The organism is Candidatus Curtissbacteria bacterium, assembly GCA_024654445.1.
Classification (GTDB): Bacteria; Patescibacteriota; Microgenomatia; order Curtissbacterales; family GWA2-41-24; genus JANLHP01.
Genome location: JANLHP010000017.1, coordinates 47657 through 61055, shown reverse-complemented (window position 1 = coordinate 61055; position 13399 = coordinate 47657). Strand labels below are relative to the sequence as shown.

General features: G+C 40.3%; 12 protein-coding genes. 11 read left to right on the top strand and 1 reads right to left on the bottom strand.

The window, feature by feature from the left end; all coding sequences use genetic code 11:
- Positions 1-17: 17 nt before the first annotated feature.
- Positions 18-1328, bottom strand: a complete 1311-nt coding sequence (locus NUV69_02555) for a phospholipid carrier-dependent glycosyltransferase (GenBank protein ID MCR4324542.1) — start codon at positions 1326-1328, stop codon at positions 18-20.
- Positions 1329-1351: 23 nt separating this feature from the next.
- Here NUV69_02555 and NUV69_02550 point away from each other — a divergent pair, with 23 nt between their 5' ends.
- From NUV69_02550 to NUV69_02500, 11 genes are all read left to right on the top strand, one after another.
- Complete coding sequence (locus NUV69_02550; GenBank protein ID MCR4324541.1) at positions 1352-2995, top strand: hypothetical protein; 1644 nt, start codon at positions 1352-1354, stop codon at positions 2993-2995.
- Positions 2934-3950, top strand: coding sequence for a tRNA (adenosine(37)-N6)-dimethylallyltransferase MiaA (miaA, locus tag NUV69_02545; protein ID MCR4324540.1), 1017 nt, complete (start codon positions 2934-2936; stop codon positions 3948-3950). Before NUV69_02550 ends, miaA begins: the two co-directional genes overlap by 62 nt.
- Positions 3951-4979, top strand: coding sequence for an AI-2E family transporter (locus NUV69_02540; protein ID MCR4324539.1), 1029 nt, complete (start codon positions 3951-3953; stop codon positions 4977-4979). It abuts the gene before it with no gap.
- Positions 4980-5562: 583 nt separating this feature from the next.
- Positions 5563-5763 (top strand): hypothetical protein, encoded by a 201-nt coding sequence (locus NUV69_02535; protein MCR4324538.1) that lies wholly within the window; start codon positions 5563-5565, stop codon positions 5761-5763.
- A gap of 45 nt (positions 5764-5808) precedes the next feature.
- Positions 5809-6165 (top strand): hypothetical protein, encoded by a 357-nt coding sequence (locus tag NUV69_02530; GenBank protein ID MCR4324537.1) that lies wholly within the window; start codon positions 5809-5811, stop codon positions 6163-6165.
- A gap of 21 nt (positions 6166-6186) precedes the next feature.
- A complete protein-coding gene (locus NUV69_02525) occupies positions 6187-7017 on the top strand; it encodes a carbohydrate kinase family protein (GenBank protein ID MCR4324536.1) in 831 nt (276 codons plus the stop codon).
- A gap of 86 nt (positions 7018-7103) precedes the next feature.
- Entirely contained in the window at positions 7104-8222 is a 1119-nt protein-coding gene (locus NUV69_02520; protein ID MCR4324535.1) for an AIR synthase-related protein, read from the top strand.
- A gap of 105 nt (positions 8223-8327) precedes the next feature.
- Complete coding sequence (locus tag NUV69_02515; GenBank protein ID MCR4324534.1) at positions 8328-9794, top strand: L-lactate permease; 1467 nt, start codon at positions 8328-8330, stop codon at positions 9792-9794.
- Between the two features lie 24 nt (positions 9795-9818).
- Positions 9819-10832, top strand: coding sequence for a formate--phosphoribosylaminoimidazolecarboxamide ligase (locus NUV69_02510; GenBank protein ID MCR4324533.1), 1014 nt, complete (start codon positions 9819-9821; stop codon positions 10830-10832).
- Between the two features lie 78 nt (positions 10833-10910).
- Positions 10911-12191, top strand: coding sequence for an adenylosuccinate synthase (locus tag NUV69_02505; protein MCR4324532.1), 1281 nt, complete (start codon positions 10911-10913; stop codon positions 12189-12191).
- Entirely contained in the window at positions 12184-13299 is a 1116-nt protein-coding gene (locus NUV69_02500; GenBank protein ID MCR4324531.1) for a DUF1297 domain-containing protein, read from the top strand. The genes NUV69_02505 and NUV69_02500 overlap by 8 nt, the downstream gene beginning before the upstream one ends.
- The last annotated feature ends 100 nt before the right edge of the window (positions 13300-13399 follow it).

Sequence of the window (13399 nt, the reverse complement as noted above, 5' to 3'; positions counted from 1 at the left end):
GTTGTCTCCTTAAATATCTATCGCCAGCTATCAAACCACATATACCTACCAATCGATTTGATCTCGATTGGATATCCTGAGGAAATTGGGTATAGATAGAAGAAAACCAAAGCAAATGCAACTAACGCAAATACGGCAATATAACTTCGACGTGTTTTATAAATATCAGAAAGAACTATCCCAAGAGCGATTGAAAGAAATGGAATTGCTGGAAGGTAGTGATACAAAAACATTATTCTTGGGCTAAATATCCAGGGCACCCAAAAAATAAAGTAAGCAGCAAGTACAAGGGCGAGCTTTTTTTTCGAAGCAAAGCTTTGCTTATTCACAGAAAAGCTTTGCTTATCCCTCTTTTCAACCAACCTTCCGATTAAAAAGAAAGAAGCAACGAACCCGGCCCAAAAAATTAAGGGATTTCCGAGCGCATAGATGTATTCGGCTTTTCCGCCTTGTTCATGGTAAGAGAAATAAACCCCGCGGGCATCAAAAACCCAAGGGCATAAACTCTTCTGACCACCAAGACCTTCCGGTACGCAGTAAATTGGGGTAGTACCATAAGAATGAACTAAATCGTGGCGGTTCTGATACCACAAGATTTGCTTATGAAGATCGATAAACTGGCGGACCGAATGCCCTTGCAACCAGAACTGTCCATAACTTAAAAGATATATAAGAGGGGGCAAAAGTAGCGTTAAAAGAAGTTTTGTGTCCCACCGCCTTTTCTTGAAAGAAATGTAAGACAAATATCCAAAAACTAAAGGAATGGCGTAAACACCCGACCACTTTGAAGAAATTGCCAGTCCCAAAAATATGCTGCTTAAAATTATATGCATCGACTTACTTGCCTTTGCGTAGAATGCAGCGAATATTAAAGACAACAAGATAAAGACCACCACAAAAACATCGTTCATCGTAATTCTCGACATCACAAAAGTTAAATTTTCAAACGAAATCACAGCAGCTGCAAAAAGTCCGACCAGGGGCCCAAAAAGCAGGGTGGCCAAGATAAAAGTTAGCGGGATAATTGCTGTCCCAAAAATTACACTTGGAAGTCTCCAGCCCACAGGATTATCACCCAAAACCTTAATAGACCCGGCTTGTATTAATTTAGCCAAAGGAGGATGAAGCCAATCGTAAGCAGTGCCTTGTTCGGGTGGTGGTGCAAACGGATCATAAGCAGCCGGGTTATTTTGAGAATATGCCTTTGCTGTTACAACGTGGTACACCTCGTCGAAGTAATATTTGCCTGGAGATGTAAATCGGTAGATACGAATTACAAAGGAAACTAAGGTTAAGAAAATCAAGACGTAGAGAAAAGTTTTGTTCATCTTTCGAGTATATAATATGTGGTATGCGAAAATCGATTCAGATTTTCCCAGCATTCACATTTATTTTCTTTGGATTTCTGTTTTTTCACCTGGCAAGACAGATGCTCCAAATAAGAAGCGATGGTTGGTATGTAGGTCAGGTTAACCTTTACGGCGATTTAGTTTTTCATCTTGGCCTTATTAATAGATTCCTAGAGACGAATAGCCTGACAATATCAAGCCCTATTTTTGCAAGCACGAAACCTAACTATCCCATTTTTGCAGATCTTATAACGAGCAAAATCGCACAAATATCAAGTATAGACTTTGCACTTTTTATAACAACTTTCACAGCAGGTATCGTTTTAATCTTCACCTCACGACTTTTTATTAATAAATTCACCAAAAGTGAAGGTACCGTATTTTTAACGTTGCTTCTTTTCTTGGTTAACGGCGGATTCGGTTTTTACTATTTCTTTTCGGATTTCTTAAAATCTGCCCAGTTACCGCTCCAATTTTTAAGCAATTTACCGGGTGAATACACCGATATTAAAGAAAGTGGATACTGGTTTATAAACACTACGCTAGCCTACTTTCTTCCACAAAGAGGATTCTTAATTGCATTTCCAATGACTCTAGTTGTTTTACTGTTGCTTTTTAAAGGACATAAAAAAGTTAAACTCATACCCTTTGCTCAAGCGGGTTTAATAACAGGAGCTTTACCAATAGTTCAGGCCCACAGTCTTTTCGTAATTTTTCTCCTTTCGCTTTTCTTTGCGCCGGCCTCCATTTTGACAGCGAAGAAGAAATCTAAACTTATTCAAAGCTGGGCAACCTTCGCAGTTGTATCAGCAATTCTGTCATTTGTACTCTTCTCGTCAATTTCCCAAAGCAGTAATGCCCTAAAGTTTATAAGAATAGACCCCGGTTGGACGAGCGCAGAGAATATAATCTGGTTTTGGCTTAAAAATTTAGGACTTTTTGCGCCACTTCTAATATGGTCTCTTATATGGCTTTATAAAAAGTACAAAAACCTATTTTTGCTTTATCTACCATTTCTATTTATATTTTTCTTATCTAACATTTTTATATTCCAGCCCTGGGAATTTGATAACAGCAAGATAATGCTCTATTGGTTTTTCGCATCATGCATCGTCGTCGCACTCTTCTTGCACGAAAATTTCTTTTCAGAAAATGTTAACAGAAAAATACTTGGAGCTATTATCGTTATATTCACAATACTGGCGGGGTCAATAGATATCTTCCGCACCTTTACTCCCGTAAGCAGTTACCAAATTTTTTCGAACAATGATTTAGAAATTGCATCTTTAACTAAAAATCTGACAGACAAAGATGCAATCTTTGTAACCGCTCCCGTCCACAATCACCCAATTCCAGCGTTAAGTGGCCGCACCACACTATTGGGCTTTCACGGATGGGCCTGGACCCACGGATTGCCTTACCAAGAAAGGGCACAAGACATCAGAACAATATATCTTGGGGGAGAGGAAGCGGAAAAATTAATTTCAAAATACAAGATAAAATACGTTACAATTGGTCCTCATGAAAAAACATTCTTTAGTATTAATGAAAGCTATTTTAAAAAGTACCCACAAATTCATTTAGATGAAAACTGGCAAATCTACGATGTTGGTACTATATGGTCCGACGGCAACCGGCAAAACTGATCTTGGAATAAAACTAGCCAAATGTGCAAACGGTGAATTAATCTCTGCCGACTCCCGACAGGTTTATAAAGGTCTAGATATCGGAACCGGTAAAGTAAGCTTTAAATCTAAGGTTGAAAAACACAACGGTTATTGGATCGTTGACGGAGTAAAAATCCGCGGTTTCGATCTAATAGAACCTGGCAAACAATTCACGGTCGCAGACTTTTTAAAATTCGCCAATAGTTCAGTAATTCAGATCACTGAACTGAAAAAAATGCCAATTGTTGTTGGGGGAACAGGTTTTTATATCAAAGCACTTGTGGACGGTATGGACACGCTAGGAATAAAAGCTGACCAAAAACTACGCGCAAAACTGGAAAAGTTATCAAGGCAGGAGCTTTATCTAAAGTTAGGAAAACTAAATCCTCAAAAGGCAAAGTCCATGAACGAATCCGACAGAAAAAATCCACGCCGGCTCATCCGCGCTATAGAGGTATCCATAGAGACGCCAAGCAAAAGTCGTCATTCTGGAGTGGCATCGACCACGATAGAATCTAGATCCCATCGCTCCGTTCCACTACGCTCCAGGATGACAGAAAAAGTGCTCATCATCGGTCTCACCGCGCCTAATAATTTTCTTTTTAAAAGAGCCGACGCATCCTTCAAGGCTCGTCTTGAGCATGGAATGATTGAAGAAATTCAAAGTCTAATAAAAGGCGGGATTAGCCCTGAATGGATTAACTCGCTTGGTTTGGAATACAGGCGTCTTGCAGACTATATTTTAGGGAAAACGTCGAAAGAAGAATCAGTCGACCTTGCAAAAGGAGACCTACACCGCCTTATCCGCCGACAAAAAACCTGGTTTAATAAGTTTAAATCAATCGAACTCTTCGATATCAGTCAAAAAGGTTGGGAAAATAAGCTAGATGAAAAAATTGCGATCACACACAAAGCTGATATATACTTCAAATAGATGAAAGACGACAGAACCGTTAGAGTCGAGATTTCGTATAAAACAATAATTTTCGCCGTAAGTTTATTAATCGGACTTTGGTTTCTTGTCCAAATAAGAGAAATAATTATCCTCATCTTTATATCATTGATTCTTCTCTCTGCTCTTCTTGGCCCGGTTGAATACCTGACACAAAGAAGGGTCCCGAGAGCCCTTTCTGTATTAATCGTTTACGTAATACTTATTGCATTGATTTCTTTTGCAATCGGAATTATCTTCCCACCATTAATATCTCAAACGACAGAATTCGTTACAAAGCTTCCACAAATAACTGGCACAATCAATGACTTCCTTATATTTAACAAAATACCGGTAGAAAATGTTTCCAGCGTAGTTGCATCTCAAGCTCGTGCCATAGGCGGCAATTTAATCGCAATCTCGAGCGCAATACTTTCTAGCATATTTTTAATAGTAACTTTCCTTGTGTTTACCTTCTACCTTCTCTTGGAGTGGAAAAGCGTCGTCAGACTTATCGCTTCCCCGTTTTCCGGTAGACAAGAAAAGAAAGTAAAAGACGTAATCGCAAAAGTTGAAGGCGGCTTAGGTAAATGGGTTAGGGGACAATTAACTCTTTCCATAATTGTCGGAGTAATAACTTATATTGGCTTGAGGGTTCTGGGGATTCCATACGCGCTGCCCCTTGCGCTCGTTACCGGAATTTTGGAAATAATCCCAATTATTGGTCCAATTATTGCAGCCGTTCCTGCAATCTTAGTTGGTCTCACAATTTCTCCAGTCGTCGGTCTTGGCGTTGCCGCGCTTTTCCTGGTGGTTCAACAGCTGGAAAATCATCTTATCGTACCAATGGTTATGTCCAGAGCCGTAGGTCTTCAGCCGACTGTTGTTATAATCGCGCTTTTGATTGGGGCAAAATTAGCAGGAGTCGGGGGAGCATTTCTAGCAATCCCGCTGCTTGTCGCTGGAAGAATTATTTTTAAAGAGTTTTTAGTCGAAGACAGAAAACTGGAAGAAGAACTTCAAGAAGTTTAACTTTTGGGAAGAGAGTAAGCCGGATTCTGTTTCACCCCTCATAGCTTTAGCGACGTGGGGTTTGTGCGATCATCTGTCTCGAAGTGATGTAAATGTCACTCCGTTCTGCTTTATGCAGAATGCCTCTACTTAGAGCCTCCCGGAATCATGGTAATTGCGGCTCAATTCTGAGTTGCAGCAAGAAGGATTGCCTTTAGTCCGCCGAAGTTCTGCAAAAGCAGAACGAAGGAGACCGTTTCACTTTCAATCCATATCTTACGACTTAGGATCTTTTCGTCACTGTGGCTCTCGAATCCTGTCAATTCAGGACCCGTCCTTTTTCCCTTTCGGTACTCAAGAAACTAGCGCTTACGCGTCGGATCAAAAATCCGTTCCTTGATTCCTGCTGTCCGGACTTTCCTGATCTGGAATTATAAAAAATTATCGACCAGCCGTCCCCGAGTGGGGGAAAGCTGGAAGGGGGGCTTGCCCCTCTTCCAAACCTAATCGCCCTTCTTCCCAAAAGTCTACGTATTTTACCAAATTTAGACTATTTACTCAAACCGATTGACTAAGAAGCAAAAAGATGCAATTATAATGTTGTATGGCAAAAAAGCTACTTCCAAAGAGGTCTAAAAATAATCCGCTGTCGCAATTTTTAATCGCGGCAACAGTTGTTGTCATAATGGTGGCGGCGTATGAAGCGGTAACCCAAAACGATTTCACGTCTCTTGCGCCAACTCAGCTCTTCCTCGTCGCGGGGGTCCTCGGCGTCCTCGGCCTCTACCTTAAAGACGAAAAGTAGTTTCCCTCTATTGACAGATAAGTCTACCTTTTGTTAAAAATTAATATGGCCCCTGTAGAAGTAGACAGACTCATCGGTCAAAACAGAGCTGAAAGAGATTTCACTTTGAACAGAGGCGAGATAAAAGTACTAGACATATTTTCCCCTGCAGAAATCACAGTTATTTGTAACCAAATAGACCGCAAAGTCGGCATACTTTTTGGTGGCTACTTTGATCATCTTGTTGTTGTTAAATCGCCCGACAAAACTTTTGCAAATTGGGAATATGTTGAGCCCGACAGAGTAGTAGTAACAGGAGAGGAAATGGTCGTTATTCATCATAGAGACAACCCAGACTTAATGGTAAGAGTTAGCCACTCAAATGTCATAGCATATGCTTTCACAACTAATAGTAGTGATTAGTTCTCCTGCCCCCAAAAAAATATGGCAGACATAGTTGGAATCGGATCTGCCTACACCGATTATTTTTTCGAAACAAATAACGACTTTTTAAAAAGCATCAACTTAAACCCCGAAGACGATTTCCTTTTCTCCGAAAAGAAAATAACCAGGGAAGAGATCTTAAAACATCTTAAACCCACAACCAAAAGTCCTGGGGGAATTGCGCCAAATACACTATCAGCGCTATACACGTTAAAAACTAAAAGCGCATATCTTGGAGTAATTGGCAAAGATGAAGACGGCGATTATTGGATAAAAAATATCAATCTAGAAAAAACAAAAATCTTACGAGCCGGCAAAACACCGATGTGCCCTTGTATCCTAACAAGAGTAGGCAAACAAAGAACATTCTTGTCAGAAGAAAATAAACACGAAAGAGACTTTTTTTCAAGTTTAGATTACAACTTTATCAACAAAGCAAAGATTGTTCACATTACGCCACTTGTTGTCGATGTAGAAAAAGGTATTAATAAAACCCTAGATTTTTTAGAAAGCGTAAAAGGCCCAATGATTAGTTTTAATCCTAGCGGCTTTTATATTCAAAGAGCTAAAACTAAAATTAAACCCATTATTAAAAAGAGCGATATTATTTTCTTAAATGAGCATGAACTTAAAAAATTAACCGGAAAACCTCCAAGAGCAGGAAGCAATTATTTACTTAAATTTGGTCCAAAAATTGTAGTTTGCACTCTTTCCAAAAAAGGCGCTTTAATTACCACAAACAAAAAGCAGTTCTTAACGGGCAGACATAAAGTGAACAATATCGTAGATACAACGGGGGCAGGGGATACGTTTGCCGCGGGATTTCTATAGGGGATTTTAAAAGACAAATCGTTAAAATGGTCAGCAGAATTTGCCAATAAACTCGCATCAAAAAGTCTTGGCAATTTCGGACAATCATGGCAAAAACAAATATGACACCGCGAGACATCTACGAAAAATCAGGAGTCTCTTATAGAGCAATGGATCCTGTCAAAAAGAGTGCGCAAAAACTGGCAAAATCTACTGCCAAAAACCTCCTGAGACTAAAAGAAAAAGAAGTACCCGAATCAAGAGGAGAATCATCCTATGTCTACGATTGCGGCGATCATTACCGCGCATTTGTTATAGAAGGACTCGGTACTAAAAATATTGTAGAAGATGAGATGATCAAAATTACCGGTAAGAGTTACTACAGTGTAATTTCGCAGGACACAGTAGCAATGATAGTAAACGATTTAATTACCGTTGGCGCAAAGCCCGAAGTCATTAATGCATATTTTGCGGTGGGTCATTCTTCCTGGTTCAGTGATAAAAAAAGAGTCCGAGAATTGCTCTTAGGATGGAAGCGTGCTTGTAATCTGGCTGGGGCAACCTGGGGCGGGGGAGAGACGCCCACCTTAACCAATATCGTTCACAAAAACACAATCGAACTTGCAGGTGCTGCCACTGGCGTAATCAGACCAAAATCAAGACTTGTGCTTGGGGAAAAATTAGGAGCTGGGGATTTAATAATCCTGTTGGAATCGTCAGGCATTCACGCCAACGGTTTAACGCTCGCAAGAAGAATTGCGAAAAAATTACCTCAAGGTCTAGCAACACCTATGCCAAGCGGCAAAATGTTTGGCGAAGCCCTAAGAAGACCAACGATTATATATGCTAAATTTATCGACGAATTGTTCGATCAAAAAGTAGACATTCATTACATGGTCAACATTACCGGACACGGTTGGCGAAAAATTATGCGCCATCCAAAAAAATTATCATATGTAATCGAAATGATCCCAACTCCTCAGGAAGAATTCACGTTCATGCAAGAGCAAGGTCAAATAAGCGAGAAAGATATGTATGGAAATTTTAATATGGGAGCAGGCTTCGGTATTTTTATAAATCCAAAAGATTTGAATAAAGTAGAAACTGCAGCAAAGTCTCAAAAGTTAAAAATTTACAATGCAGGCTATGTCAAAAAGGGCCCGCGCGAAGTCCAAATTCTGCCCAAAAATCTTACATTCAAATCCGAATCACTAGATTTAAGATGAGCGAAAGATTAAGACTTGCAAGTTTAATTTCGGGCGGCGGGACGAAAAAGTTACAAAATCGCAACCCTCGGTTAACTTCGTAATAATTATTTGTTAAAATATTTTGTGCAAACTTTTTTGTCGCTTCTGCCGATATTAATACTTGTAGGTGGCCTTTTACTCTTCAAAAACAAGCTAAAAATATCAGCACTCATAAGTTTGTTTGCTGCCATAATCTTAAGCACGTTTTATCTACATACGTCCTATCAAGTTATTCTTTCAAGCCTCTTAAAAGGCGCTTTTGTCTCGCTCGACATTGTGTTAATTGTTTTCGGTGCTCTCACCTTTTTATATTTAATGCAAAAAGCGGACGTAATTTCTTCCCTCGAAACATACCTGCATAAAATATCACCAGACATCCGAGTACAAACAATTTTATTGGCGTGGTTTTTTGGAGCGTTTCTGGAAAGCACAGCCGGCTTTGGAATCCCGGCACTAATCGTTGCGTATCTTTTATTAAGAACAGGAATAAAACCGATTTGGGCAGTGGTTATCGCACTAGTTGCAAACAGCGCACCTGTTACTTTCGGTGCGGTAGGAACTCCAATTAAAATAGGTTTTCATAATTTTAATATGCAAGAAATAGCCCAAAACACTGTTGAGTTAGGAGCAATAGTTGGAGTTTTTGTGCCTCTTATGGTACTGGCAATTCTTACTTATGCATTAAAGAAACCAGTGTGGCAATTTTTTATAAAAGCTTCGCCCTTTGCCATATTTTCAGGACTCTGTTTTGTTATTCCTTATTATTTTGGTTTATATCTGGGGTTGGAATTTCCATCAATTGCGGGAGCCACCATCGGAACGGCGGTTGTTCTTTTAGCCCTAAAATTAGGACTGTTTAAATTCAATAATGACTTCAAAATTAAAGATCCATCAGAACCCAAAGTGAGGATTTCGCCGACTAAAGCTTTAATGCCTTACGCTTTACTTGTTTCACTCTTGATAATTGCGAAACTTATACCCCTGAGGTTAACGGCAGAAATTAACGAGAACATTTCTCATACTTTTGTCCTTTTTAATCCCGGAACTATATTTTTGATATCGGCAGTCGTCATTATTGCTGTATCAAGCTTAACTTTAAGAGACGTCTTTAAAGGCGCAAAAGAAGCTTTCGTCAAAATACCCTATATTGCAACAATAATTTTTTTAGTTGTGGGGCTAATGCAAGTAATGGTCAACAGCCAGCTAGCGACCCAAGCCTTTAAAAACTTAGAGACACCCCTACTGCCGCTTTTGTCGCCATTTATAGGAGCATTCGGCGCATTTATCGCGGGAAGCGCAACGGTCTCAAACTTACTTTTCGGCCCTGCACAAGCTCATGCCGCAGAACAAGCAGGTATAAATATTTCCATTATCCTTTCATTGCAGCTTCTAGGCGCAACAGCAGGAAATATGATTTCAATCCCAAACATTATTGCCGCCCAAACAGCAGTCGACTTAAAAGGAAAGGAAAGGCACATCATTAAAAAAATTATCCCCTGGTCTCTGCTTTATATCCTCCTTGTTCTAGCCGCCGCCTTTTTTGCAATTTAGCCTCAGAGTCTGTAGAATACAAAGATGGCGGGACGAAAATCCTACAAAATAGCAACTCTCGGTTCCCACTCTGCTCTCCAAATTTTAAAAGGCGCACACGACGAAAAATTCAAAACAGTTCTGGTCGCGACCTCAAACAGACTAGACCTCTACAAACGCTTTAACTTCATCGACAAGATAATAGAAATCCCCACATACGCGGAATTTCCACAAGTAGAAAAAACTTTAATAAAAGAAAACTGCATCATAATTCCTCACGGATCTTTTGTCGCTTATCTGGGTATAGACGAAAACAAAAAAATGAAAGTTCCTTATTTTGGCAATAAAGAAGTTTTAGACTGGGAATCAGACCGCAAAATGCAAAGAGAGTGGCTAATACAATCAGACATTCCAGTCCCAAAGCGTTATAAAAAAGGAGACAAGATAGACAGCCCGGTAATTGTTAAAGCTTTTGGGGCAGCGGGAGGCGAAGGGTACTTTTTTGCAAAAAACGAAAAAGAGTTACTAAGGCGTCTAAAAGGGTTTAAACCACAAAGGTTTATCGTCCAAGAGTACGTCATCGGCGTTCCTCTTTATATTCATTATTTTTATTCCCCAATATCAAAAGAACTCGAGATTTTATCAATAGACAAAAGATACGAGTCTAACGTAGACTCTCTAGGGCGAATCCCAGTCCAAAACCAAACAGGTCTTGGAATAGAACCGTCGTTCGTCGTCGTTGGAAACTCACCGTTAACTCTGCGAGAGTCGCTTCTTGCAGAAGCGTTCGAAATGGGGGAAAGAGTTGTGGCAACTTCGCAAAAATTAATGAAAAAGGGAATATGGGGCCCATTTTGTCTTGAGACGATTATCACTCCGGAGCAAAAATTTTCTATAATAGAAATCTCCTGCCGAATAGTTGCTGGAACTAACTTATTTATAAATGGTTCACCATACGCTGCCCTTTACTGGGATAAACCCGTTTCAACAGGCAGAAGAATCGCAATGGAAATAAAAGACGCGATTAGAACAAAAAAGTTAAACAAAATTTTAGATTAATATTACCGTCACCCTGGAGCGAAGCGATAGGGTCAAATAGATTCTATCGACCTTCAGTCTCCAGAATGACAAAATTTAGTGAAAAGTAATAATTTAAAAAACTGGTCAGGTGTTGCTGCCGTAATCGGAGTCGATTGGGGAGACTCGGGTAAAGGACGGCTTATTGACGATTTAGGACAAAGGGCAGCCGTTGTTGCCAGATTTAACGGCGGATCAAATACAGGCCATACGATCAAAAACGAATTTGGCACTTTTGCTCTTCATATAATGCCCTCCGGAATATTTAACCCAAAAACAAAATGTTTAGTTGGCAAAAACGTCTTGGTCGATTTGGAATCGCTTATCGACGACGAATTGGAGCAACTTAGAGCTGCTGGCGTTTCTTGGAAAAATTTAAGAATCGATCATAGGGCAACTTTAGTTATGCCGTGGCATAAGCTCCGCGACGCGCTTCGAGAACAAATGAGAAGTTCCAAATTAGGAACGCTGAAAAGGGGAGTGGGCCCAGCATACGCCGACAGAACCGAAAGAGTTGGTCTTCGGGTTAAAGACTTGGTAAGTGCCGATTTTGCTAAAAAATTAAAAGAAGAACTCACGGTTCAAAATAAGTTTTTCAACCTAAAACTTTCTTACCGCGAAATTCACCAAAAATTTACCGACTACGCAAAAATCATTAAGCCTTATGTTGCTGATACCAACGAAATATTAAATGAAGCGATTAAAAACAAGCAAAACGTTCTATTCGAAGGCGCCCAAGGATATTTTCTTGATATCGACGCGGGTACGTACCCGTACGTTACTTCTTCCAACCCGGGGCTAGTTGGGATTCTACGGTCGTTCGATTTAAACCCTTCTGTTATTAACCACCCAATTGGTATAACAAAAGCCTATACGACAAGAGTAGGCGCGGGCCCAATGCCGACAATAATAAAGGGCAAAGAAAGAAAAATAATTATAGAAAAGGGTGGGGAAGTGGGAACAACGTCGGGCCGCGTCAGAGACCCTGGATGGCTGGACCTCGTCCTATTAAAAGCAGCTTGTGAAGTAAATAACATAAAACATCTTGCCGTAACAAAATTAGATATCTTAACCGAATTTGACGAAATTAAAATTTGCATAGGCTACTTGCTAAACGGTAAAAAAGTAGGATACATTCCGGGCGACGCGGACAAACTTGAAAAATGTAAACCGGTTTATCAAACTCTGCCGGGATGGCAAGAAGACATCACCAAAGTCAGGAAATTTGCCGACCTTCCCAAAAACGCCAAAAAATATATCCAGAAGATTGAAGAATTTGTGGGTGTGCCGGTTGATTTTATCGGTGTCGGACCCGCAAGAAACGAGGTAATCTATGGCTAGGGTAGCGGTAGCAGTCATAGGAAGCCATAGCGCTTTAGACGTCTGCCGAGGAGCTAAAGACGAAGGGTTGGCAACTATTGTAATAGTAGAGGAGGGGAGAGACAAGACTTACGCAAAGTACTTTAAGACAACTAGCAGAAGCCCTTCGGCAAGCTCAGGACCTACGGGCTGTGTGGACGAAGTTTTATATGTCGACAAGTTTAAAGATATTTTAGACCCCCGATTCCAGAAAATTCTAAAGGCCAAAAATGCAATTTTTATCCCCCACCGCTCATTCGAGGTTTACATCGGTGATTATGACGCAATCGAGAAGGATTTTAAAATCCCAATATTTGGAAATAGGTTTTTACTCCGCGCCGAAGAGCGAACAGAAGAAAGAAATCAATATGACATTTTAAAAACTGCTGTTATTCGCTTTCCCAAGATCTATCAAAATCCGCAAGAGATCGACAGATTAGTAATTGTTAAAGTTCCCGAAAAGCAAAGAGGCTTCGAGAGAGCCTTCTTTTTAGCTAACTCCCCCACTTCATATCAGCAAAGAGCCAGGATATTAATTAAAGAAGGAAAAATAACTAAAAAAGATTTAGACGCTGCAACGATTGAAGAATTCGTTCTGGGCGTTCAAGTGAATTTTAATTTTTTCTACTCCCCTATTTTAAATCGACTTGAGTTGATCGGAACTGACACCAGACGCCAAACAAATCTTGAAGGGTTTCTTAAACTTCCGGCCAGCGAACAATTATCCATTAACGATCAACAGTTTTTCGACATCAAATACGAAGAAGCGGGACACATCGCAGTTACCACTCTCGAATCAATGCTGGAAGGGGCATTTGAAGCCGGGGAAAAATTTGTTGCGGCTGCAAAAAATATGTACCCCCCAGGGGTCATTGGGCCGTTCAGTTTGCAATCCGTCATTACTCCAGGGCCACCCAAAAAGGAAATAGTTGTTTTCGACGTTTCCCCTAGGATGCCAGGTTCTCCCGGAATCTTCGCGACTCCTTACAGTGGATATTTATTTGGTCAAAGCATAAGTATGGGGAGGCGCGTAGCGATGGAAATAAAAACAGCAATCAGAAGCGGGAAACTCAAGAAGGTGACAACGTAAAACTGTCATCCTGGAGGGAGTGAAACGACCGATAAGCAGAGCTTTTCTACGAATAGGATCTCAATCGTTTAGATTCTATCGACCTTCGGTCTCCAGAATG

Bases quoted from the DNA above. Each gene is read 5' to 3' on its own strand.
- NUV69_02555 (MCR4324542.1), bottom strand. From the start codon at position 1,328: ATGAACAAAACTTTTCTCTACGTCTTGATTTTCTTAACCTTAGTTTCC.
- NUV69_02550 (MCR4324541.1), top strand. From the start codon at position 1,352: ATGCGAAAATCGATTCAGATTTTCCCAGCATTCACATTTATTTTCTTT.
- miaA (MCR4324540.1), top strand. From the start codon at position 2,934: ATGAAAACTGGCAAATCTACGATGTTGGTACTATATGGTCCGACGGCA.
- NUV69_02540 (MCR4324539.1), top strand. From the start codon at position 3,951: ATGAAAGACGACAGAACCGTTAGAGTCGAGATTTCGTATAAAACAATA.
- NUV69_02535 (MCR4324538.1), top strand. From the start codon at position 5,563: ATGGCAAAAAAGCTACTTCCAAAGAGGTCTAAAAATAATCCGCTGTCG.
- NUV69_02530 (MCR4324537.1), top strand. From the start codon at position 5,809: ATGGCCCCTGTAGAAGTAGACAGACTCATCGGTCAAAACAGAGCTGAA.
- NUV69_02525 (MCR4324536.1), top strand. From the start codon at position 6,187: ATGGCAGACATAGTTGGAATCGGATCTGCCTACACCGATTATTTTTTC.
- NUV69_02520 (MCR4324535.1), top strand. From the start codon at position 7,104: ATGGCAAAAACAAATATGACACCGCGAGACATCTACGAAAAATCAGGA.
- NUV69_02510 (MCR4324533.1), top strand. From the start codon at position 9,819: ATGGCGGGACGAAAATCCTACAAAATAGCAACTCTCGGTTCCCACTCT.
- NUV69_02500 (MCR4324531.1), top strand. From the start codon at position 12,184: ATGGCTAGGGTAGCGGTAGCAGTCATAGGAAGCCATAGCGCTTTAGAC.